This is a genomic window from Streptomyces sp. RLA012, assembly GCF_056270325.1.
The window spans coordinates 7,115,188-7,136,436 of the sequence record NZ_JBWDPA010000002.1; the positions used below are offsets into that span (position 1 = coordinate 7,115,188).

Below are 21,249 nucleotides of genomic sequence, written 5' to 3' on the forward strand. Positions count from 1 at the left end.
CCCGCCGCACTGCCCGTGGACATGAGCCGTCCTGCCCTTAGACATGAGCCGTCCTGCCCGTAGACGTGAACGGAGATCCCTCATGCCCCACCTCACCGTGCAGATCCGCGAGGAGACCCTCGACGGAGACGTCGAACCGAAGCTCGTCCGGGCACTGACGGACGCGGTGGCCGCGGTGGTCGGAGAGTGGGCGCGCGCGGTCGCCGTCGTGGAGTTGTTCGGCGTTCCCGCGCACCGCTGGGGCACCGGCGGCACACCCGGCGAGGCGCCCGCACCGCTCGTCACGCTCACCATGCGTGAAGGGGGCCTGACCCACCCCGGGATCCCCGACGCGTCCGCCCGCCTGATCAGGTCCCTGACGGAAGGGGTGACCGCGGTCCTCGGCGAGTCCGTACGGGAGCACGTGACCGTGCTGATCGTGGGGGTCCCGGCGGGGCGTTCGGGGGTGGGCGGGGAGGTCGTCTGAGCCGGGGCCGCCGACAACCTCCGTACGGGCTCAGGACCGCCGACAACCTCCGTACGGGCTCAGGACCGCCGACAACCTCCGTACGGGCTCAGGACCGCCGACAACCTCCGTACGGGCTCAGGACCGCCGACAACCTCCGTACGGGCTCAGGACCGCCGACAACCTCCGTACGGGCTCAGGACCGCCGACAACCTCCGTACGGGCTCAGGACCGCCGACAACCTCCGTACGGGCTCAGGACCGTCGGTCGGCCACGACCCACGAGGTGAGGGCCAGGGCCCCGGCGACACCGAACACGGAGGGCCAGGCGCCCACCTTCTTGGCCAGCGGGTGGGACCCGGCGAAGGCGGCGACGTACGCGACGGTCAGCGCCCCGGCGGCCCTCCCGCCGGCCTGCTGCCGCCACTGCCGCGCGGCAGCGGCCCCGGCAGCGGCCAGTACGACCCCGCCGAGCTGCCGTTTCTTGGTCCACCGGGCCACGCCGTACCCGCCGATGAGCCCACCCGCGGCCACCGCCGCGGCCGGTACCTTCGCCATCGCTGCCTCCCGCTCCTGCCTGCGTCAGTCGAACAAACCGAGGCTAACGCGTACGAACGGCAGCCCGAGGACCGCCCTACCTCCGCCCTACCTCCGGGCGACCGTGCGGGAGCTGTTGTAGGCGGACACGCTGAGCGCCGGACGGTTCGACGGCAGTGCGTGAGCGGGCCAGGACAGGGTGACCGTCCGCGACTCGCCGGGCAGCAGCCAGAGGTAGTTGTCGCTGTACAGCGTCGGCAGGACGCGCTCACCGCTGTGATCGTCCAGCAGCGACATCCGGACCATCGGGGCGAGGGCCGAACCACGGTTCTTGACGACAGCGGTCAGTTCACGTCGGGTACCGGTACCGGAGTGCGACACGCGCGTGATCGAGGCCGAGAGCCTGACCCGCGGGAGGTCGTTGAGTGCCTTCATCGCGGCCGGGGTCCGATGGCGCCAGTAGGTGTTGGTCGAGAGCGTACGACCCGCGTGGTCCTCAAGGGTCAGGCGCAGCAGGTGCAGATCGGGCAGGTCGTCGGTCCAGTCCACGGCGAAGGCGCGCGCGGTGGAGGCCGACGCGACATCGAGCACGGCTTTCCTGGTCCCGCCGATCCGGTGACCGGTGAGGTCGTACAGCCGGGCGGTGACCGTCGCACCCTCGACCGCCCCGCGCGTGTGGTTCACCACGAGGAGCTGCCATTTCACCGGGTCGGCCTGGATGTGCAGGGGCTCGCAGGCGGTGCGGGCACCGTAGTAGGTGCCGTTGACGTCGAAGTCGTAGTCGTACGTCTGCCAGACGGTGCTGTGCCAGGCGGGGTGGGACATCCACAGCATGAGGCCGCTGGCGTCGTCCCACAGGTGGGCGTTCCACGCCTCGAACATGCTGCGCGCGTTCTCGAAGTTGACGAACTGCGCCTTGCGGGCGAAGTCGTCGAGGCCCGTCGCGGTGCCCAGGCGCGCCTCGATCGCCGCCCGGTACTGCTGCGGAGCCTGATTCCCGTGTTCACTCCAGTCGTGGTAGTACCACGCTCCGCCGATCGGCCACTCCTTCTCGTCGCCCACCAGGTTGCGCATGCTCTCGGCGGTGGAGACGACCGGCATGCCGATCTCGGTGTGGAATCCGAAGCTCTTGCTGCCGTAGGTCGACGGGTCGTAGTACTTCTCGGGCTCCACCCAGTTGTAGGGGCCGCCGCCGGTGATGATGCCTCCGGCGGAGTTGTTCTGGTAGAGGATGCCGGGGGCCTGCTGCTCGACGGCGTCGCGCATGCCCTTGTCGATGGCGGCCGGCGGATCGCCCTCGTTGGCGCCGCACCACACCACCACGCAGGGGTGGATGCGGTAGCGCAGTACGGTGTCGCGCGCGATCCCGTTGAACGCGTCGTGGTCCGGCGGGTCCATGGCCCAGGCATTGGGGAAGTCGTTCCACACCAGGATGCCGTGTTCGTCGCAACTGGCGTAGAACTCCTCGCGGTTGACGCTGCCGACCCAGTTGCGGATCATCGTGAAGTTCATGTCGCGGTGCATGCGCACCGCCGCGTCCATCCGCTCGGCCGGCATCCGCCGCAGCAGTTCGTCCCAGCCCCAGTTGCCGCCCCGGGCCAGCACCCGTACGCCGTTCACGCTGATCTTCAGCGGCGCCGGGGTGTTGTCCACGGACTTCACGTCCGTCCAGGTGTCACCGTCGGCCGACACCTGGATGACGTACGTCTTCGGGTAGGCCTGCTCCCACAGGATGGCCACCCGGTCGAAACTCTGGGCGGAGCCGAGGTCGACCTGGATCCACTGGTGGTCCTCGTACTGCGACGACCACCGGCTGTCGGGGCTGCCGTCGGTGGCGGCCGCGGCCGGATGGTCGGACTCCTCCGTGGAGGCCGTGGCCGACTGGTGCAGGGCCAGGTCGGTACCCGGGCGGGAGCTGTCGATCACCGAAAGGGACCAGAGGGAGTTGCCCCAACTGGTATGACGCACCCCGCAGTCGATCCGCACGAAGCGGGCCGTACGGGCGGTGAAGTCCTCCACCTGCAGGCTTGCCCGGTCGGTGTTGAACGGCAGCGGTACGGCGGTGTTGTCCACGGACTTCACGTCCGCCCAGGTCGAGTCGTCCGTGGACACCTGGATCGCATACGTCCGGGCGTAGGCCTGCTCCCACACGAGGTCGACGCCGTCGAAGGACTGCTGGGAGCCCAGGTCCACGCGGATCCACTGATCGTCCTGGTAGGCCGAGGACCAGCGGGTGCCGGGATCACCGTCGGTGGCGTTGCCGGGGCCGTGGTCGTCGCCGTCCGTCGTGGAGGAGGTGGCGCCCGCGTGCAGGGCGAGGTCGGTGCCCGGACGGGAGCTGTCGGTCACGGACAGGGTCCACAGGGAGTTGCCCCAGTCCGTGGCCCTGGTCAGGCACCTGACACGGACATAGCGGGCCTGCTGCCTTCCGACCTCCAGCGACTGGGCGCAGGCGTCGCCGGACGAGGTGAAGGGCAGCGGCACGTCGTACTCGTAGCCGAACTGGCGGATGCCGAAGCGGGTGGTGCGCCGGTCGCTCTCCCGCACCCACCGTGCCGTCACGGGCCGGGTCAGCTGGATGTCCACCACCCCGCCCGTACCGGCGGTCGTGCGGTACACGCCCGTCCAGGAGCTGCCGTCCCTGGACGTCTCGACGACGAAGGCGAGCGCGTAACTGGACAGGATCTCCTTGCCGGTGGTGCCCTCGGCCTTGTTGCCGGTGGCGGGGGGCGTGAACACCGGATCGCTCGCGTCGGCCTCGAAGGTGAGGCGGACCCGCGTGACCTGGCAGTCGGCCTGAAGATCGACCGAGATCCACTGCGGATCGTCCCCCGCCGCGGCGCGCCATCCGCTTCCCCGGACCCCGGACCCCGGGCGACGCGAGACGGTCGACGACGAACTCGCCCGGAGTCGCCGCGTAGTCCGTCGAGGAGACCTCGACGGGGCGGTAACCGGCGAGTTCACCGGACGACGCCGCCGGCGCGGTGAGCGCGTCGCCGCGCCCGGCGGCCGAACTCGTCGCCGGGAACAGAGTGTTCAGACCGAATCCCGCGAGGAGAGTCGAACCCGTAGTGACCACCGACCGCCGGGAAGGACCGGAAGGATCCCGCGGCGCATGTGACTGACCTGCCATGAACGTGAGTCCCATCAGAAAACAGCGCGGCCGGCGGACACGCGGAGGCGCCGGAGCCGTTGGCGTGACAACGTTGCCAGAGTGTCTGACAACGTTGCCAAAGGTGGCCGCGCGCCCAAGCTCCTGTCAAGACCTCTCACACGATCACCGTTGCTTCGACGCGATCGCGGCCCGGCGAGCAGCAAGTCGCCCTGGACGAGTAAGTCCGAACCCCGCCTGAGCCGCGGTGCGTGTGCATCGCCACGATCGTTCCGTTTACAGAACGTTCTGTTTGTGGAACGCTGGTCGCGTCACGACGATGCATCACCGGCGCGGTAGGGGCGGAAAGCTATGGAACTGGCCCAGGAGGTGGGCGAGCGGCTGCGCCGTCTGCGCCAGGACGGCGGCCTGTCGCTGTCGGAACTGGCCCGCCGCTCCGGCGTCGGCAAGGGCACGCTCTCGGAACTGGAGACCGGCCAGCGCAATCCGACCCTGGAGACGCTGTACGCGCTGACCACGGCCCTCGAGGCGCCGCTGAGCACGGTCGTCGGCCCCGCCCCGGTGCAGGGCGCGGCGGTGCACGCGGTGCTGACGGACCGCGTGCAGGACGCGGCTGCGGTGTCGGAGGTGTATCGCATCCGCATTCAGAGCGGCGCGGTGCAGCGCTCGGCCGCTCATGTGCCGGGCACGGAGGAGCACTTGCTGGTCTTCAGCGGCACGGCGCGGGTTGGTCCCGCCTCCGCCCCGCTCGAGGTGGGCCCGGGCGGCCACGCCCGGTGGGCGGCGGATGTACCGCATCAGTACGAGGCGGTGGGGAGGGATGTGGAGGGGGTGTTGGTGGTGCGCTACCCGGTGGAATGAGATGCCTACGCCGCACCGCCCTGTGCCGGGCCACGACCACCGCCGATCGGCCGTGGGATCCACCGCTGCGGCAGGAGGCCGACAGTATCCAGTCCGTAGGCCCGGGTCTGATGGTCGGTCTGACAAGGGCAGGAACAGCCAGGCCTGCCGGTGCCACTGGGTGGCGATTTCATGCAAAGCCAGCCACGTCATCGAGAGATAGGATGATCCCAGTACATGCCTATACGTATAGCGCGCCCAGACGAACTACCTGCCCTCGTCCAGCACTCCGACCAGCCCGAGCGCAACGCCGGGACGGCCGCCTACCTCACCGACCTACTTGCCAAGAAGTGCACCCGGCCGGAGTGGTGCATGGTCGCGGAGGACGAGGCCGGTCGGCTCACCGCGGCCACCGCGCTATGGACCCTCCCCGGGAACGACGTCCCGATGGCCCTGGTGCTCCTTGAGACACCGTGGGACGAACCCGGCCTGGCCACCGGCCAGGCGCTGCTGGCCGAGGCCGTCGCCCTGGCCGATTCGCTCGGCGCCACGGAGCTGGAGCACGTCACCGACTCGCCGACGCAGCCGCCCCAGTACCAGGCGGAGCCGGAACGGCGCGCCGAGCTTCTCCGTCTGGCGGGCTTCGAGCGGGCCCGTGACGGTCGCCGCTTCCGCCGCCGCTCCGGGGTAGAACTCACCTCGCATGATGACCGATTGACCTGGCATTCCCTGCCCAGTCTGGGCCGTGAGCCGTTCATCGCTCTCCTCGCCGAGGCGCTGCCGACCAGCGCCGACGCCCAACTCGCCGCCAAGGTCGCCCGGCATGGCGCCCGGCGTGCCGCGGAGAGCCTCTTCGCGGACATGGAGGAGTTCTCGTACGAGCCCTCGTGGTGGGAACTCGGCTACGCTCCGGACGGCACGCCGGCTGCCCTCAGCCTCCCCGCCCGAAACCCCTCGACCGCGGTGATCGGCCTGGTGGCTGTGTCTCCCGCCTGCCGCGGCAACGGCTACGCGACGGCGGTGGTGGCCCGCGGCACGCGGCTGCTGGTCGAAGCGGGCGCCGAGGAGATCCGCGGCGACTGCGACGCGGCCAACACCGCCATGATCACGGCTTTCGAACGGGCAGGCTACGAGAACTTCGCCGACCGCCAGGAGTTCACCCGCCGGTTGTGAGCGGGGGCCGCTCCCGCGCCGTAACGAATGCTGAGCGGCCCCTCCCCACCCCGGTTGGTAGGGCTGGACGAGTAGGTCCGAAGTCCTGCGGGCGCAAAGGAGAAGGGTCTCGTTGATCGTTGCGTGACGAACGACATCGAGACCCTTCTGACCGCCCTGTACGTGAAGATCGACGACGGGCTGGCGGGACCACGACGGCTGGGCAGGCCCCCGGTGTTGACCGACTCCGAACTCGTGTGCCTCGCGCTCGCCCAGTCGCTGCTCGGCTTCACGTCCGAGACGCACTGGCTGCGCTACGCCGGCAAGCACCTCACCGGGATGTTCCCGTACCTCCCTCAGCAGCCCGGCTACAACAAGCGGCTGCGGTCCGCGCTCGGCCTGGTCAAGCGGGTCATCCGGATGCTGGCCTGCGTACGCGCCGCCGTGGTCGGTTCGGCCGGTTCGGCAACGAGAGATGCGGCCCCTGATGATCAGGGTTCTCGAAGCCTGATCACGAACAGGCCGATCGCCTCGGGCCCTCGGACGAGGAGGCCGAGGCGGAGATGCGGCGCCTGCTTGGCATCGTTCCGATGGGGTGTCAGGTGTGGCCTCGTACTGTCGGCGACTGGGCTTGCGGCGACGCTACGGGCGCCGACCGTGCGGGGCTCCCTGCCGCGTTCTGTCACCGGTGAGCGTCTTGGTGGTCCACCTGCCGTCCGCGCTGCCGGCCCAGGTTGACGCGGCCGTCGGTGGGAAGAGGCCGTCACCTGTGGCAGGGCAAGAACGTGGTCGGCGCGTACGAGCAGCCTGCCGCAGTGCTGTGTGACGCCGGCTGTCTCGCCACCCTGCCCGCCCGTGAACGAACCGAAGCATGTGCTCCAACGTTGTCTTATGGCGCTCAGGTTCTGAACGGACGTCGCGGTGGTTCAAGTGCGTGCTGTGTCGGTTTTCCTAAGCTTCGACGGCAGAGGGAACACCCGGGCTGTTCCTGGACGGGTACACACCAAAGACGAGAAACTCGTGAACCAAGAGAATTCCGGCCGCGTGGCCGTCATCGCAGGTACCGGCGCCGACATGGACATCCCCAACGGGGTGACCGGCAGCGTGCGGATCGGATGTGCCCAGGCCGATCAAGGTGATCGTTTGCCACCGGGTCGCCTCGGTGTCCGTCAGCACCAGCAACGCCCACACCAGCAGGGGCGCGTGGCGGGCCTCCATCCGGACAGCCATGCTCCACGGGAGCCCGCTCGCTGCTGATCAGCCGGTTCCACGCCTTCTGCGCGCCGAGCCCGGACACGGCTGGGTGACCCACAGGGCTGACGCGAAGACAACCATCCTCACTTTTAGACCCCTTTAGTACATAAGCATAATCAGCTCCTTGATCGTCGAGGAGCTGATTTTCTGAAATCCGGTGGTCGGACAAGGCTGCCGTGGAAAGCGGAGACATGATGGGCAAGAGTCCTTATGACTATGTCGTGGTGGGAGCGGGAACAGCGGGATGCGTGATTGCCTCCCGGCTTTCGGAACGCCCCGGCGTGCGGGTGTTGCTGCTGGAGGCCGGAGCCCGGGACGCAACCGAGACGATGGCATCTCCTTGGGGCTTCCTGGGGTTCGACCCGTCATCCCTCTGGCTGGGCGCCTCGACCGTGCAGACCGGTACAGGCAGGGCCGCTGACGTGCTGCGCGGCAAGGCCCTCGGCGGATCGTCGAGCATCAACGGCCTCTACCACCTGCGGGGGCACCGCTCCGGTTACGACGAATGGCCCGGCCTCGGTGCTCCAGGCTGGGGTTTCGACGATCTGCTGCCCTATTTCCGCCGCAGCGAGAGCACTCACAGCCGTAATGCCTCCGTGCGGGGCACGGACGGGCCGGTCGCGGTCGCCCCGGTCCCGGAACCCCATCCCCTGGCCACGGCGGGCGTCGACGCCGCGGTGGAGGCTGGGTTCGCACGCGCCGATGACATCGGCAGCGGGCTGGAGACCGGGTTCGGGTGGAGTGACATGAATCTGCCCGGCGGCGCCCGCCAGAGCGCGGCCGACGCCTACATCCGTCCGTTCCTCGACCGGCCGAACCTGGACGTCGTCACGGACGCGACCGTGCAGCGGCTGCGCACCACCGCGGGCCGCTGCACCGGCGTCGAGTACACCATCGGTGGCGAGCACCTGTCCGTCGACAGCGCCGAGGTGGTACTGACCGCGGGAGCCATCGGTTCCGCACACCTCCTGATGCTGTCAGGGATCGGCCCGGCACAACACCTTGAGGAACACGGCATCGACGTCGTCGCCGACCTGCCGGGAGTGGGCTCCCATCTGCAGGACCATCCGATGGCGGGCGTGGTGTACGAGGCCATCCAGCCCGTACCGTTCGTTCCTGCCAACCCGCCGGCCGAAATGATGGGCCTGCTGTACAGCGACCCCGCCGCGGCCCGGCCGGACCTTCAGGTCTACATCGTCGCCGCACCGCTCCCGTCGGCATGGGGCCAGCCGCCGGCCAACGGCTACTCCATCGCTTTCTCCGCGATGGCTCCGCACAGCAGCGGCACCGTGCGCCTGGCGGACGCCCATCCCGGCAGCGCTCCCGTCGTCGACCCCGGCTACCTGAGCGACGACCGTGACCTGGAGGTCATGCGCAAGGGCCTGGCCCTGGCACGCCGCATCGGGGAGGCCGACGCGTTCGCCGACTGGCGCAAGCAGGAAGCGGTGCCGGGCTCCGGGACGAGTGGCGAATCCGTGGACGAGTTCATCCGCAAGGCCACCGGCCCCTACTTCCACTTCACCGGCACCTGCCGCATGGGCACCGACGCCGATGCCGTCGTCGACCCTGCGAACCTTCGCGTGCACGGAATAGCCGGACTGCGGGTCGCCGATGCCTCGGTGATGCCGTCCATCCCCTCGGCCAACACCAACGCGACCGTCTACGCCATCGCCGAACGGGCCGCCGAACTGCTCGACTGAGCCTTCTTCAGCGCCCACGGCGCTTCCACAACGCGCTCATCCCCGACGCCTGGACCGCCGGCAGCTGGTCGGAGTCTTCGACCAGCTGCCGGCATCCTGTTTGCCGAACTCAAGACGGCCGGCGAGCTCGACGGGTTGAGGCCCTGTGTGGACGGCCGCCACATACGCGCGAAAGAGGGGGAGCCGACGCCGGTCCGCCGTCGGTCGGCCGGCGGAAGGCGGGCAGCAAACACCACCCAATGGTGAGCCACGGGGCGGTGGATCACCTCTCAGCTCGCCGGCGGTGCCCGGGAACCGCCGAGTTCCTAAAGACCGAGGGCTCCGCGGGCACCGCCGGCGAGGTCACCCAGACCCGCGCCCTCATTCGACAACATCCCGCCGCGGTCACATGCCCAGGCCGCCCACAGCGCCGCCCTGCCTTGCTTGGGACACGCGTAGGCGGCATCCGCTGAACTGCGGTCGTACCTTTGGTCACGCGCTTTCGGCCGGCCCGTGGCCCGGCGGGTGCCGGTTCGGCGAGAGCGAGGCTGCTCCGGTCGAACGGGCGTACTCGGTGGGAGTCTGACCGTAGTGCTTCTTGAAGGCCCGGGTGAAGTGGCTGCCGTCCGCGAACTGCCAGTGTGCGGCGAGTTCCGAGATACTCAGGCGACCGGACGGCGCGGTAAGGGCGAGCCGGGCCTCGTGCAGTCGCCGGTGGCGGATGTAGGCGGTGATCTGCTCTCCCACCGCGGCGAATGCCCGGTGCAGCGTACGGACGGAGACGTTGAGTTCACGCGCAAGCATCGCCGGAGAAAGTTCGGGATCAGCGAGCCGGCGGTCCGCGAGGTCCTTGGCTGCCTGGGTGAGCGCGGGAGCCAGCCGGGGTTCTACGTCGTCGAACCGGCCCTTCGTCACCGCCTTGGCCAGCTCGATCAGGGCGGCGTGGGCGGCTTCCACACCGGCCGGGCCGAGGTCGGCCACGGTTATGTGGATCATGTCCGTGAAAGCCGTCAGGAGGCGTATCTCGGCCGAGTCCGCCGGCCCGGTGATGACCCGGTTCCCGAGCAGGGGTTTGAGCTCGCCGGGGGGCAGGACGAAGAACTTCGCCGTGAGGTGCGCCGACGTCTCGAAGGCCGACAGGCGCCCGACGTGCCGGACGAGGAACTGCCCGGCCGATACGGTCTGCTCGCTGCCACCGGGCGGGCCGCCCAGAGTCCAGGCGCCGCGCCGCACTACGTACATCGCCACCTGATCCTGATCGCCGCCCGGGACGTCCGCGGTCCGGGTTGCCGACGCGGCGTGAAGATCGGCGATCGCCGCGCCGTGCACCTTGGCCACGCGGCCCTTGACCCGGAAGTCACCGATCGTGTCCGGGCTGAAGGCCGGCAGTTGGAAGACATCGTCGCCGATCTGCGTCTCCCACCCGCGCCGGAAGGCGTCGAGTCCCAGCGGTGCGGCGCCCGGGGCGGTCGAGTCCACTGATAACACCCCGCGCGCGCCGTCGACCTCCGCTCCAGTACTGTGCATCACTCTCCGATCCCCTCACACTTCATTGCTTCAACGCCATCCTGTGGTGCTCGTGTTCCGTACGGACGTCGCCGTGGTTCATGTGGGCGCTGTGCCAATCTTCCTACAGACGGCCCGCATGGCAGCGGTCGAGGGGCAGAGCTGATGCGTTCTGATTCGGCGAGATGAGCTGATCGCCTGCGTACGCGCCGCCGTGGTCGGTTCGCCCAGTTCGGCAACGAGAGACGCGACCCCTGATGATCAAGCTTCTCGAAGCCTTTGATCACGAACAGGGGTCGCGTTCGCGTGCCATCCTCCCCAATCGGTGTCCTGCAACGCCACTGCACGGACACCGATTCCACCTGCCCGGAACCGTCACAGCTCACCTGCCTGGCGGACGTGTTGGGCCGGATACCCGATCCCCGCCGGGTCCGGGCACGGCCGCCGTGAGATCCGCCGTCTGAAGGTCTGCACCGTCCGTCCCGGCCTGCTCTTCCCGCACGCTGTCCAGGCCATGCAGATCAAGCGCCGCCGCACCCACCACGAGACCGGCAAGGTCGAGACGAAGACCGTCGACGCGATTACCAGCCTCCCGCCCGAACAGGCCGGCCCGCCACAACTCGCCGAACTCGCTCAGAACCACCGGTCGGTTGAGGCCCTGCACCACATCCGAGACGTCACCTACGACGAGGACGCCTCACGAATACGCACCGGCGCCACACCCCGCGCCATGGCCACCCTGCGCAACCTTGCCATCGGACTCATGCGCCAAGCAGGCTGGACCAACATCGCCGCCGCAGCCGATCACTACCGGTCACGCCCCCAGCACGCGGCCGCCATGCTCCGGCTCACAGCCTGAGAACGCATCGCCCCTGCCCCTACCCCCGCCTCCCCCTTCCGGGCCGCCCGGCCAACAGCACTCCGCGGTGGAGGGGTGAGGGTCAAGAGTGGAGCGAAGCGAAATCGGCGCAGCCGACGCCCGAAGGGCGCTCTTGACGCTCACCCCGGAACCGCCACACTCGGCAAAACCGGGCGGCCTTGGGCGCCTTGATGCCAACGGTGACGTGAGCCGACGTGATCGTCGCCGCGGCGACGGGTCAGTCAGCCGTTGCTCCAGAACACCAGGGCTTTAGTGATCAAATCCTTGGCGGCGTCGCCGTAACAGGTGGCGCTGCTCAAGGCGTTGAAGGCCTTGTCGTGGAGCACGAGTTCATCCGGTTCGGTGACGTCCACGCCGGCGGAGACGAGTTCGTAGTGGACTCTGGCGTCTTCGTACATGTTGAAGCCGGGCATGGGGACCACGCTCACCTCGGCGTCGTGCTCTGGCATAAGGGGACCTGAACGACCTGTTTGTCATGGAGGGGCGAAGTTGCGGAGTCAACGGTCGGAAGCTGCGGCGCCGGGAGACGGAGCGTCAGCTACCGAGCCAGTCTCCGACGAATGTCAGTGCTTCAGTACGTTGGCGAAGAAGCCCCAGGTGAGGATCGTCTGGGCGGCCGACGAGCAGCGCGACGGCGGACCGACCCACGGCGAGGGGAAAGCGAGGAGTCCCGCCTGTCCTCAGGCGGGACGAGGAAAAGCGCCACTCCGGTGCGTCGGGGTGACAGAACTGCGTCGGTTGCTCAGAGTTTGGGCTCGACGGGGGAGGGGAGCTTGTTTGCCCAGCTCGCGAGAGCCATGGTCGCGAGCTCACGGGTTTCGTCGCCGGAAGCGGTCTCCGTGAGGAGGGTCCGTTCGGCGTTGGGGAGGGCGAGCTGGCGGTAGAACTGGAGGTCTTCGAATCCGTTGACGGCAACGTCATGGCTGGTGGCAGCGTAGACAAGGCGAGGAACGCGGGCCCAGTAGCAGGCGACCAGGCACATGGGGCAGGGCTCGCTACTCGCGTACATCACGGCGTCTTCCATGAGGTGACGCCCGAGTTTGGTACCGGCGTTGCGCAGGGCCATGACTTCAGCGTGGGCGGTGGGGTCACGGAGTTCGACGACTGAGCTCGTGCCGGTGGCGATGACTTCCCCTTCGGTGACCGACCAGCAAGGGGTAAGTCATTGCACCGAAGCGGCCAAGAACTTGCACCACACCGTGGCTGACACCGAGACATGAGCACCCTCGGGCCGCTTGGAGTCCCGTAGCAGAACTCCGGCGGGTACGAAGGCCGCCTCTACGCACTCGGTTGCGTTGCCGCCGCTGTATGACGACTTGAACCAGACGGGCTCGGAGACAGACTGAGGGGCGACGGGCATTCACAGCTCCTTGCGGGCACGATGGATCACGGCGTAGGAGGCCTCCATGTCCAACGCTTGCGCCCGGAGGTACTCGAACGCAAGTCTGTATCAGTCCAGTTCCTTGTCCTTCTCCAGGAAGAGGGAGCCCGTGTGGAAGTCGACGTACACGACATCGAGGGCGGGCTCCGTGCCTCCGATGATCACGAAGCTGCCGAGAGCTGCGGAGTGGGCCCCCTTGGAGAAGGGCGGCACCTGGAGCGTGATGTGAGGAGACTCGTTCGCTTCAAGGAGTCGATCGAGCTGCTCCTTCATGATCCAGGGCGATCCAACGACTCGACGGGACACGACCGTGGAAGGTGTGCCGGGGCGCTCCTAGCCAGTCGGCCCAAGTCCCTTTTGTCTACGAGGAGTTCACCGACCTCGAAGACCGCTGCGCGAATCACGAGAGCAGGATAGCGAGGTCAGGCGGCGTCACTTCATCAGCTCTCCCTGATCCAAGGCCCGTATCAAGGCCTGCCAAGCGTGGTGCCCGATGGTGACGACAGGACCTCCGGCATTCTTGGAATCTCGCACAAGGGCGCTGCCACTCGTGTGCGCACACTCGACGCACTCCGTGCCGCTGCCGCCGCTGTACGAGGACGTGAACCAGCGGGGTTCGGACCGGACGGCCATCAGGACTCCTCGCTTATGCGGTGGATCAGCCTGGCAGAGGACTCGAGATCGAGCGCCTGTGCGCTGAGGTACTGGAACGCCAACCTATACCGCTCCAGTTCTTGCGGCTTCTCCATGAAGAGCCCACCGCCGAGAATGTCTACGTACACCACGTCCAGCTCAGGAGTGGGGCCCCGCAGGACGGCGAAGCTGCCAACGGCTGCGGCGTGGGCGCCTGTTGAGAAGGTGAGTACCTGGACGGTGATGTGAGGCAGTTCGGCCATGGCGAGGAGATGCTGAAGCTGCTCGTGCATGACCTTGCGTCCGCCCACGCCGCGGCGGATTGCGGCTTCATCGATCACGCACCAGATGTGGGGCGGTTCATCGCGCTGAAGGAGCTCCTGTCGCTTCATGCGGATGTCGACCATGTGCTGCACCTCCCTCTCCGGGCACTGCATTTCCGAGGCGCGGTGTACGGCCTCGGCGTAGGCGCGGGTCTGGAGGAGGCCGGGGATGTACATGCAGGCGTAGTGGTCTTCGCGCACCACCTCGTCCTCAAGCGTGAGCATGAGATTCATGGACTCGGGGATGGGGTCGGCGAGCGACCTCCACCAGCCTTGGATCTTGGCGCCCTTCGCGAGTTCGACGAGCGCGAGACGCTCCTCGTCGGACGTGCCGTACTCCCGGCAAAGAGCGTCTACGGCTGGCCACTTGACTGAACCTTCCTTGGTCTCGTAGCGGCTGAGTGTCGCCTTCGAGATGCCGACGCGTGCGCCAGCTTCCTCCAAGGTCAGGCCCTTGCGCTCGCGGAGGCGACGTAGGTCGGCGCCCAGTTGGCGCCTGCGAGTGGTTGGTCCAACTGCCATGTCTGAGGCCCTTCGTGTTGATCTCTCAGATCGTGCTGCTTGCCCGAGCGTGACGGCAAGGTGGCGTGCGCCGGGGCGTGCGGCGCACGGTCGTGCTCCTGATCGTTCCCCGCAGTCACGAGATGAGAGTTCCATTTTGGGAGTTTCAATGCAACTCTCAGTGGTGAGTCGAGTGCATAGGGCGACTCGATGTGTGAAGGAAGGAGCTGGGCATGGAGTGCACGAGTTGCATGCCGAGGAAGGCGTGGGACATTCCCTTCGTCGCGGAACCGCAGGAGGTGGCAGCTCTGCGTCGCATCATGCGGCTTCATCTGGGGCTCTGGGGCCTGCATGAGATCACTGAGGCGGCACAGCTGTGTGTGACCGAGCTGGTTTCCAACGTCATCACGCACGTGGGCGCCGGTACCCCGACCGCGCTCGCCGTCTCCATGAACGGCACCCACCTGCGCATCGAGGTCCAGGACCCCGACACCCGTGCCCTGCCCACCCTCATTCAGGCGGGAGTCGACTCCGAAGGCGGGCGAGGTATGGCTCTCGTCGATGCCACTGCCGACCGCTGGGGTGTCCAGCTCCACCCTGATCGAAAGATCACCTGGTGCGAGCTGTCCACCGGCCTGAACTCGCCCGATGGCCACAGTGGGGGCGCGTCCGTGGCAAGAGCAGGGGCGATGCTAGGGCTCTACGGCACAGCGAAGCCGCCTGGCAACCCGGGCCCAGGCGCGCTGAGCGCGGCTGTAGCGCAGGAGTCGGCGATCAACGTCATCGCCGACCTCCTCCACTGGTTTCAGGCACACGGTCACGACGTGGACGAGGCGCTGGATCGCGCCCAGATGCACTTCGAGGCGGGAAGCGCAACGGGCAACTAACTCATTGCTGGACATTTTCCCTGGCCCGTGACACCTTGCTCGGCGTCCTGGACGCCATTCCTGGTGGCGAAGACACACAGCGCAGCGTCGTGTTCGGCGACCTGGCCTCGGTAGAGGCCGCTTCAGGGAATCCGGAGCAGGCGTGTGTGTACGCCGGACAGGCACTGGAAACGTCAACGGGCCAACGGCGCATGCCAGCCGGTGAACTGGGCGGAAAGCCACGAGCGAGAGAACTGCGTGCACAGTGGGAAGCGGCGGGGACTGGAAGGGAGCTTCAGCTACCGCGCCAGTCCCCGGCCCTACCGAGACGTCGTGGTACAAGACGCCGATCTGTGTCGGTGTCCCACGGTCAGTTGGATGTCACTGCTCCAGTACGTTCGCGAAGAAGCCCAGGTGAGGATCTTCCGGGGTACCGACGAGCAGCGCGCGGTCCAACAGGATGTTGTTGTGCTCGCAGCTCGTCTCCGGGAGCATCACGCAGGCGTGGCAGGCGGCGAGGTTGGTGCCGTCGGTGCCGGATGCCTCGGACTCGACGCAGAGTGGGTCGGAGGAGCACCACTCGGCGCGACGCACGGCCGAGCGGATCGTCCAGGCGAGGCGGTCCGGTTCCCCTTGGGCGACGAGCCCGCCGAGGCTGCCCGCGGAGTCGCTCGTCGCGGTGTAGACGAGTATCCCCGCCATGTCGTCGTCGGCGTAGAGACGCTCGCGAAGTGCGGCGGCGGGGTAGCCGGCGTCGAGGCTCCATTCGTTGATGAGGACATGGGCCAGGGTGTGGAGCAGAACCATGCGGGGGGAGGCCGGGGAGGGCGGGACCCTGCTCGGGTCGGCGGCGCGCTGCTCTACATCTCCTGGCAGGTCAGCGGCCCTTGATGGAGCCGGGCCCGGTCCGAGAGGGCCTGCAGAATGCGCTGGTAGTCCACCGACAGCACCGACCAGGCCAGCCCCTCATGCCACACCGGCACCTGCGACTGCGACTTCGCCGCGGTCGGCGCTGACGGTGTCTTCTCGGCCTGTCCCCTGGCCGGCGCTGTCCCATCGGCCTGGGCGTGGCTTTGCCCGGGCTCGTCCACGGGGGCCAGTACCTCGCCGACCCGCGAGCGGGCGATGGCCCACTCCCGCCATTCCCGCTCGGCCACGGCCAACTCGGCCTGGATGCGGTCGGCTTCTTCCCTCAGCCCATCCACGCGACGGCGCGCGGCGACCTCGCGCTGTTCCAGCAGCCCCACGACCGACGACATCCACGACCTCCACGGGAGCTACGACACGACACGCCACCACTCCCACGGAAACGTTCGCCCTATGCCCGACCAGCGAAAACGCGGTCCTCAAGTCCGGAAAGACAACAACTTCTAAGCGTGCGCCGCCCCGGACCGAGCCCGGTCACGCAACGGTGCCTCTGCGGCGAATCGCTCGAACATCCGCGACAGGACCTCGCAGGAGGAACGCCGGGCAGTGCCGTCGTCCGGCCCTCCGGGAAGCCGGTCCCACGGAACAGCCGGGGCCGATTCCGCATCGTCGATCCAGTCGGTGAGTGCGTGGTGGTCGGGCGCCTCGTCCGGAGCGATCACCTCGTACATGAGCGTGCTGCCGGCCGTATTGACTGCCGTACAGAGCGCGTTGACCCGATCCCCGAGTCGTGTGGCTCCCTCGTCGGCCAGCCCTTTGAGGACCCGCACCAGGGCCAGTGCGGTGGGCTTGTGGTCGATGACAGCGAGCCGGAGCGCTGTGTTGGTCATGTCCTGATTGCGGCAGGCGATCTCCGCGGGGGTGTAGTCGGGCCCGTCGCGGAACATCTCGGCGGCCCACCACAGTCGGGCGAAGGCCTGGCTGTAGTGAGGGCCTACGAATCTGGCGCTGTTGACCTTCCTGGGCGCGCCGTCGCCGGCCTCCCCGGACGGCATGTGCCGCCACAAGACAAAGTCCGGCGCCACGGCCAAGGCCAGGAAGTTCCACAGACCGGGGTTCGCCGCCTCGGCTCGGGTCATCCGCAGGGTCGCGTGCAGCCGAGGCGCCAGCCACGCATCGGCGTCGGTCCGCGCCGCATCGAACCTGTGCATCGCCTCCTCGACGATCTCCCGCACCGGGGCGGCGCTCCACCGGACGGAGTCGCTCTCGATCGGCGTGCTCGCCCGGAGGATCGCCACCTGCGGCAGGCCGTCCTGCCCCGCGCGTACCCCATGGGTGAGGAAGGCCGTGGCGAGGTGGGCGGGTAGCAGCGCGAGCCGTTCGGGAGGCTCGATGCGGTGTCGGCTCATCGGCTCACTTCCTGGGGACGGGCTACGGCGCGGATAGCCGCCGTCAGGTTCTTGGGCACCTGGCCGCGCCTTCCGGCTGCAAACTGAATCCGCGACTGGACCTCTGCCCATCCTCGGCCGTCGCCTCGACGGCTGTGGGCCTCGCCCAAGGCCTCGGAGAGGGGCAGCCCGGGAAACACCTCCGGAAGCATGGAGCGCAGCACTGACTCCCGCCATCCACCAGGAAAGCGCGGGGTGCCGTCCTCATCGAATTCGAGGTCGCTCAGCGCGGAGTGGAACATCGTCGCCCAGGCCTCTCCCGCGATCTGCGCGGCCACCAGTCCCGCGGTTGCCTTCTCCAATGGGCCACGAGCACCGGCCAGCAGCTCGGGAAGACCCTCGAAGGACGTGTTGAGCAGGACGGCCGGCACGTCTCCGGTGGTGTCGATCAACCAAGGCGCATCCATGAACGGACGCAGCCACTCCTGCGGCCCGTCTCGGAAATCCTCCTCCAGGATCTCCAGATCGCGTTGCCTCGTGGGAGTACGGGCAAGCAGGTCCACGATCCAGGGCGTATTAGTGGTACCGAGAACACGCCCGTCGACTCCACCGTGACTGCCGACGACGCTCACGTCGAGGACGGCGCGCGCCACGTGAGTGGAGCGGCGCACTCGGACCTCGCCTCGCCAGTGGGTGTCGTCACGACGGCGTTCCAGACGACTCACCCTGCGGGTGTTGGTGGCTCCCTCGGACAGTACGGCGACGCAGGTGACTCCGGACCAGGGCCCGTCGGCCAATTCGTCCATGGGTAGGGAGACTTCGAGATCGAGGACGCCTTCAGTCCAGTCGTCACGCTCGATCTGATGGAGAGCCACGACCTGATCGCGTTGAGAGATCAGCGAGAGCTGCAAAGGCTTCCCGTCTATGCTCGCCCCTCGGACGGTGACCTCGATCTTCCCCACCAAGGTCGGGTACGCGTACACGGTGCTCACGCCGAAGCCTCCCGTGCCTGTTGGATGTCCACGATCACACCGGCCATGGCGGCGGCCACCGGGTGACTACCGACGGCCGTGACACCACCGAAGCGCGCCGACCGTACGTCCGGATCGACGAGCAGCCTGCCGTCCACGATCTCGCAGTTCTCCTTCGCGGACAGCTCCGCCCACTCCAATGAAGGACGCCCCCCTGATCGCACATCGAACTTGACCACCGGCAGCAGCTGCCAGCGGTCGTCGCGCTGCGGGACGGTCAGCGTCACGTCCAAGGTCCAGGCCCCGTCTCTGTCCACCTTCCCGACGACCCGGTCCACGAGCGGGTGTCCCTGGCCACGACGACCACTCACCGCGGCGGGCGCATCAAGGCGCAGCAGCTTCCGGAGGACCTCGGGTCCGGTCGAACCCTGACCGGTAGTCCGCCGACCGATCACGCCCCGCAGCGCCGAGTCCATGGCCGCGTTGAATTCGGTCAATCGCCGAGGCGCGTTGGCATAGGCGGCGGTAAGTTCCTCCGTCGCTCCCCATCTGTCGTGCTCCGGGGGCTCGGCGGCTCGTAGGAACGCCTCGGCGGCATGCGTCGCCGCGCCGTCGTCGCCAGTGGCGAAACCGGCGAGCAGGACAGCCTGGAATGGGTCCGCTCCCGGCCGCAGGCCGCGCGGACGCCGGGCCGTGACAGTCATCCGGGTGCCGCGCATACAGGTGATGCGGCTGTGCTCCTCGTCCTTGTCGGCGGCAGGAGTGACCAGGAGTACGGCACGGTGGCTGTGTCCTTCGGCCCTGCGCCCGGCGGTCCGCAGCGGCGGGACGACAAGGGCGACCTCCGCGGCGGCGACCTGTCCGGTGGCCGTGAGCTCGTCGACCGTCTCGCCGTCGATGTACGCCCGGAGTGCGTGGGCCAGCGCCGGGTGTCGATCGAGCGGATCGACCCGCTTCTCCGGAACCGCGAAGTCACCATTGCGAAGAGCGCGGACCGATGCTTCCAGCATGGCCGACGTCGAACGGCCGGAGGTCATGGCGGCCCAGAAATTGTCGGCCAGTGCCCGGCTGAGGGCCTCGTGCAGGTCCTCCAGGGTGTCGTTGTTGCCGGCCGCGTCGTGAGCGCCGACGACGAGGAAGGAAGTTCCCGGATCGTCGCTGTCTCGATCGAGTCGCAGATCCGCGACCACTCGCTCGTCCGCCCACCAGGAGCGGGAGACACCTTCGTGCTCTTTCTCCGTGTCCGGCTCACCGAGCCAGGCAGGTCCGGCGTAGGCGACTCCGTCGACCTCTCGCCAGGGAAGGTCGAGACGCCCGACCACCCGGCGGGCCGTCCGCCCCTCATGCGCCTCGGACAGGGTGCTGTTGATCAGCACCAGACCGAGCCGACTGGCTGCCCACAGGGTGGCCTTCCCCAGCCCGTACGAACCACCGGCCCGGTCGTTGCTTTTGTGACTGTCGAGCTGCCGGCGGACCACAGCGGCGTACCGGCCGTCCCCGTACTCGGGTCCAGTCAGCCCCGAGGCGTTGTAGTCGTCCACCCGGAGAAGCAGAAGAGAGGAGTCTTCGCGCAACGCCCGCAGCCCCTCGGCGAGGACCCGGCCGACCTTCTGCCGGGACTGTGCCGCCGCCGTGTAGTGAGGCTCCAGCTCGTCCCACTTCAACGCGGAGAGGAAGGAGTGCAGGTGTTCACCGGTCAGCTCGTGCAGGGTGAAGCGCACCCGCACCGGGCGTCGCGGGTCCAACCGCTCGTCCAGGGAGTTCTGTGTGACCTCCCTGGCCAGTACGGCCAGGTTCGCGTCGAAGGCGAAGGCGGCCGCGTTGCCGTACTCCCGACCGCCGTCGTGGTGGGCGATCCGGTGATACCAGCCGATCGGTCGGGCCGATCCGGCGTCGGCGTCCCTGGTGACCAGGGTGGCGACGTCCGTCTCCAGGATCTCGGCGATCCTGACCATCATCTCCGCCCGTGGCTGTGCCCTGCCGGTGACCCACGCTGACACCGCCGCGCGCGTCAAGCCCAGCTGCTGGGCGAACTCCGCCTGCGACATCCCGCTGCGGCGCAACTGGCGCCCAAGCCACAGGCCGAAGTCCTCGGTGTCCTCCATAGCCCCCACTTCCCCATCGGTTCCGGGCAGCGCCACGGTAGCACTCCGATTGACGCCGCCGACACTGTCAAATTTCAGTAGACATGTGCGATCGATTCGAGCGCCAGCAGGGTGGATTGAATTTTCTTCCGATCTTCCGATCGGCGGACAAGCGGCATGCTACGGTTCTCCTAGGGTCAACTCCCTACCTGGCCAAGGCCGTTGGGGATGCGCCTGCTTCCGAGGGCGGAGCCCTGTCCTCAGGCCAGTTGCACAGCTTTCTTTGCATGCGTTATCCAGCACGGGCGTACGCTGACGCGCCCACAGGGAGGGGACCCACATGAGCGACGATGAGGCCTGGATGGCGTGGTTCATCAAGGAGTACGACAACACGGAGGACCCTGATCTCCGCGCCGAGCTTCTGATTTGTCACCGTGTCCACCCCCAGATTCTGGCGTCGGAGCGGCGGCGTCTCGCCCGCCGCGCGCAGAGCCAGCCCACGGGGCAGACGACCACCCCCTTCGTCCCGCCCGTGCCCCGCACGTCCCGTGCCACCCGCCGCCCCACCACCCCTCGGCGCGCCGAGGGCCCCCGCACCTACCAGGTCAAGGTCACCCGCACCAAGAGGATCCGCACGACCAAGGGAACCGCAACCGTTGTGACCGTGACGACGACGACCTTCACCACGGTCACGACCGTCACCACGGTCACCACCATCAACAGCTGATCCCCCTCTGCTTTTCTCGTAAGCTGTCCTGATTTGCTTCACCGGGGGTGCCGGCGTCATGCATCGGCACCCCCGTATCCCCCCGCGCGTCCTCGGTTCGTTTT

At 68.2% G+C, this 21,249-nt stretch carries 17 protein-coding genes and 9 pseudogenes; 9 read left to right on the top strand and 17 right to left on the bottom strand.

From position 1 onward, the window contains the following. The first annotated feature begins 82 nt into the window (after positions 1 to 82). On the top strand, positions 83 to 466 hold the full coding sequence (locus tag RV986_RS32710; protein ID WP_475920825.1) for a tautomerase family protein: 384 nt from the start codon (positions 83 to 85) through the stop codon (positions 464 to 466). 233 nt (positions 467 to 699) lie between these two features. On the opposite strand, the gene RV986_RS32715 is transcribed toward RV986_RS32710, so the two are convergent. The 3 genes and pseudogenes from RV986_RS32715 to RV986_RS32725 form a co-directional block, all read right to left on the bottom strand. Then, positions 700 to 1,002 (bottom strand): hypothetical protein, encoded by a 303-nt coding sequence (locus RV986_RS32715; protein WP_475920826.1) that lies wholly within the window; start codon positions 1,000 to 1,002, stop codon positions 700 to 702. A gap of 87 nt (positions 1,003 to 1,089) precedes the next feature. After that, positions 1,090 to 3,525 (bottom strand): annotated as a pseudogene (locus RV986_RS32720) (discoidin domain-containing protein); the annotation flags it as partial. A 57-nt stretch (positions 3,526 to 3,582) separates the two neighbouring features. Continuing rightward, positions 3,583 to 3,945: pseudogene (locus RV986_RS32725) on the bottom strand (discoidin domain-containing protein); the annotation flags it as partial. Positions 3,946 to 4,444: 499 nt separating this feature from the next. Between RV986_RS32725 and RV986_RS32730 the strand changes: the two are divergent. The 4 genes and pseudogenes from RV986_RS32730 to RV986_RS32745 all read left to right on the top strand — a co-directional run. Continuing rightward, the gene (locus tag RV986_RS32730) at positions 4,445 to 4,954 is read left to right on the top strand and encodes a helix-turn-helix domain-containing protein (RefSeq protein ID WP_475920827.1); all 510 of its coding nucleotides are present in this window, start codon (positions 4,445 to 4,447) and stop codon (positions 4,952 to 4,954) included. A gap of 216 nt (positions 4,955 to 5,170) precedes the next feature. After that, positions 5,171 to 6,106 (top strand): GNAT family N-acetyltransferase, encoded by a 936-nt coding sequence (locus RV986_RS32735; protein ID WP_475920828.1) that lies wholly within the window; start codon positions 5,171 to 5,173, stop codon positions 6,104 to 6,106. 123 nt (positions 6,107 to 6,229) lie between these two features. Beyond that, positions 6,230 to 6,514 (top strand): annotated as a pseudogene (locus RV986_RS32740) (IS982 family transposase); the annotation flags it as partial. A 320-nt stretch (positions 6,515 to 6,834) separates the two neighbouring features. Then, a pseudogene (locus RV986_RS32745) lies at positions 6,835 to 6,936 on the top strand (hypothetical protein); the annotation flags it as partial. Positions 6,937 to 7,036: 100 nt separating this feature from the next. On the opposite strand, the gene RV986_RS32750 reads toward RV986_RS32745, so the two are convergent. Further along, the gene (locus RV986_RS32750; protein WP_475924740.1) at positions 7,037 to 7,315 is read right to left on the bottom strand and encodes a hypothetical protein; all 279 of its coding nucleotides are present in this window, start codon (positions 7,313 to 7,315) and stop codon (positions 7,037 to 7,039) included. A 218-nt stretch (positions 7,316 to 7,533) separates the two neighbouring features. Between RV986_RS32750 and RV986_RS32755 the strand changes: the two genes are divergently transcribed. Further along, positions 7,534 to 9,039, top strand: a complete 1,506-nt coding sequence (locus RV986_RS32755; protein ID WP_475924519.1) for a GMC family oxidoreductase — start codon at positions 7,534 to 7,536, stop codon at positions 9,037 to 9,039. 471 nt (positions 9,040 to 9,510) lie between these two features. Here the strand turns inward: RV986_RS32755 and RV986_RS32760 are convergent, their stop codons facing one another. Continuing rightward, positions 9,511 to 10,545 (bottom strand): helix-turn-helix domain-containing protein, encoded by a 1,035-nt coding sequence (locus RV986_RS32760; protein ID WP_475920829.1) that lies wholly within the window; start codon positions 10,543 to 10,545, stop codon positions 9,511 to 9,513. A gap of 493 nt (positions 10,546 to 11,038) precedes the next feature. Here RV986_RS32760 and RV986_RS32765 point away from each other — a divergent pair, with 493 nt between their 5' ends. Beyond that, on the top strand, positions 11,039 to 11,383 hold the full coding sequence (locus tag RV986_RS32765) for a hypothetical protein (RefSeq protein ID WP_475920830.1): 345 nt from the start codon (positions 11,039 to 11,041) through the stop codon (positions 11,381 to 11,383). Between the two features lie 242 nt (positions 11,384 to 11,625). Here RV986_RS32765 and RV986_RS32770 read toward each other — a convergent pair whose 3' ends face one another. From RV986_RS32770 to RV986_RS32800, 7 genes and pseudogenes are all read right to left on the bottom strand, one after another. Beyond that, on the bottom strand, positions 11,626 to 11,853 hold the full coding sequence (locus RV986_RS32770) for a hypothetical protein (protein ID WP_475920831.1): 228 nt from the start codon (positions 11,851 to 11,853) through the stop codon (positions 11,626 to 11,628). Positions 11,854 to 12,146: 293 nt separating this feature from the next. Beyond that, positions 12,147 to 12,545, bottom strand: a pseudogene (locus RV986_RS32775) (nucleoside deaminase); the annotation flags it as partial. A 21-nt stretch (positions 12,546 to 12,566) separates the two neighbouring features. Next, positions 12,567 to 12,764, bottom strand: coding sequence for a DUF397 domain-containing protein (locus RV986_RS32780; protein ID WP_475920832.1), 198 nt, complete (start codon positions 12,762 to 12,764; stop codon positions 12,567 to 12,569). Then, positions 12,765 to 13,091, bottom strand: a pseudogene (locus RV986_RS32785) (DUF5753 domain-containing protein); the annotation flags it as partial. Positions 13,092 to 13,098: 7 nt separating this feature from the next. After that, positions 13,099 to 13,189, bottom strand: a pseudogene (locus tag RV986_RS32790) (haloacid dehalogenase); the annotation flags it as partial. A 28-nt stretch (positions 13,190 to 13,217) separates the two neighbouring features. Continuing rightward, positions 13,218 to 13,418, bottom strand: a complete 201-nt coding sequence (locus RV986_RS32795) for a DUF397 domain-containing protein (RefSeq protein ID WP_475920833.1) — start codon at positions 13,416 to 13,418, stop codon at positions 13,218 to 13,220. Continuing rightward, the gene (locus RV986_RS32800; RefSeq protein ID WP_475920834.1) at positions 13,418 to 14,263 is read right to left on the bottom strand and encodes a helix-turn-helix domain-containing protein; all 846 of its coding nucleotides are present in this window, start codon (positions 14,261 to 14,263) and stop codon (positions 13,418 to 13,420) included. The genes RV986_RS32795 and RV986_RS32800 overlap by 1 nt, the downstream gene beginning before the upstream one ends. A gap of 230 nt (positions 14,264 to 14,493) precedes the next feature. Between RV986_RS32800 and RV986_RS32805 the strand changes: the two genes are divergently transcribed. After that, entirely contained in the window at positions 14,494 to 15,129 is a 636-nt protein-coding gene (locus RV986_RS32805; RefSeq protein WP_475920835.1) for an ATP-binding protein, read from the top strand. 360 nt (positions 15,130 to 15,489) lie between these two features. Here the strand turns inward: RV986_RS32805 and RV986_RS32810 are convergent. From RV986_RS32810 to RV986_RS32830, 5 genes and pseudogenes are all read right to left on the bottom strand, one after another. After that, positions 15,490 to 15,972, bottom strand: a pseudogene (locus tag RV986_RS32810) (Zn-binding domain-containing protein); the annotation flags it as partial. Beyond that, positions 15,972 to 16,367: pseudogene (locus RV986_RS32815) on the bottom strand (hypothetical protein); the annotation flags it as partial. The pseudogenes RV986_RS32810 and RV986_RS32815, both read right to left, overlap by 1 nt. Positions 16,368 to 16,478: 111 nt before the next feature. After that, positions 16,479 to 17,384: a DUF6339 family protein gene (locus RV986_RS32820; RefSeq protein ID WP_475920836.1), complete on the bottom strand. Its 906-nt coding sequence runs from the start codon at positions 17,382 to 17,384 to the stop codon at positions 16,479 to 16,481. Continuing rightward, entirely contained in the window at positions 17,381 to 18,355 is a 975-nt protein-coding gene (locus RV986_RS32825) for a hypothetical protein (RefSeq protein ID WP_475920837.1), read from the bottom strand. Before RV986_RS32825 ends, RV986_RS32820 begins: the two co-directional genes overlap by 4 nt. Next, a complete protein-coding gene (locus RV986_RS32830) occupies positions 18,352 to 20,439 on the bottom strand; it encodes a helix-turn-helix domain-containing protein (protein ID WP_475920838.1) in 2,088 nt (695 codons plus the stop codon). The genes RV986_RS32825 and RV986_RS32830 overlap by 4 nt, the downstream gene beginning before the upstream one ends. Positions 20,440 to 20,758: 319 nt before the next feature. On the opposite strand from RV986_RS32830, the gene RV986_RS32835 reads away from it, so the two are divergent. Beyond that, a complete protein-coding gene (locus tag RV986_RS32835; protein ID WP_475920839.1) occupies positions 20,759 to 21,145 on the top strand; it encodes a hypothetical protein in 387 nt (128 codons plus the stop codon). Positions 21,146 to 21,249: the final 104 nt, after the last annotated feature.

Bases quoted from the DNA above. Each gene is read 5' to 3' on its own strand.
- RV986_RS32755 (WP_475924519.1), top strand. From the start codon at position 7,534: ATGGGCAAGAGTCCTTATGACTATGTCGTGGTGGGAGCGGGAACAGCG.
- RV986_RS32750 (WP_475924740.1), bottom strand. From the start codon at position 7,315: ATGGCTGTCCGGATGGAGGCCCGCCACGCGCCCCTGCTGGTGTGGGCG.
- RV986_RS32805 (WP_475920835.1), top strand. From the start codon at position 14,494: ATGCCGAGGAAGGCGTGGGACATTCCCTTCGTCGCGGAACCGCAGGAG.
- RV986_RS32795 (WP_475920833.1), bottom strand. From the start codon at position 13,418: ATGGCCGTCCGGTCCGAACCCCGCTGGTTCACGTCCTCGTACAGCGGC.
- RV986_RS32820 (WP_475920836.1), bottom strand. From the start codon at position 17,384: ATGAGCCGACACCGCATCGAGCCTCCCGAACGGCTCGCGCTGCTACCC.
- RV986_RS32765 (WP_475920830.1), top strand. From the start codon at position 11,039: ATGCAGATCAAGCGCCGCCGCACCCACCACGAGACCGGCAAGGTCGAG.
- RV986_RS32735 (WP_475920828.1), top strand. From the start codon at position 5,171: ATGCCTATACGTATAGCGCGCCCAGACGAACTACCTGCCCTCGTCCAG.
- RV986_RS32780 (WP_475920832.1), bottom strand. From the start codon at position 12,764: ATGCCCGTCGCCCCTCAGTCTGTCTCCGAGCCCGTCTGGTTCAAGTCG.
- RV986_RS32830 (WP_475920838.1), bottom strand. From the start codon at position 20,439: ATGGAGGACACCGAGGACTTCGGCCTGTGGCTTGGGCGCCAGTTGCGC.
- RV986_RS32710 (WP_475920825.1), top strand. From the start codon at position 83: ATGCCCCACCTCACCGTGCAGATCCGCGAGGAGACCCTCGACGGAGAC.
- RV986_RS32800 (WP_475920834.1), bottom strand. From the start codon at position 14,263: ATGGCAGTTGGACCAACCACTCGCAGGCGCCAACTGGGCGCCGACCTA.
- RV986_RS32730 (WP_475920827.1), top strand. From the start codon at position 4,445: ATGGAACTGGCCCAGGAGGTGGGCGAGCGGCTGCGCCGTCTGCGCCAG.
- RV986_RS32835 (WP_475920839.1), top strand. From the start codon at position 20,759: ATGAGCGACGATGAGGCCTGGATGGCGTGGTTCATCAAGGAGTACGAC.
- RV986_RS32770 (WP_475920831.1), bottom strand. From the start codon at position 11,853: ATGCCAGAGCACGACGCCGAGGTGAGCGTGGTCCCCATGCCCGGCTTC.
- RV986_RS32760 (WP_475920829.1), bottom strand. From the start codon at position 10,545: ATGCACAGTACTGGAGCGGAGGTCGACGGCGCGCGCGGGGTGTTATCA.
- RV986_RS32715 (WP_475920826.1), bottom strand. From the start codon at position 1,002: ATGGCGAAGGTACCGGCCGCGGCGGTGGCCGCGGGTGGGCTCATCGGC.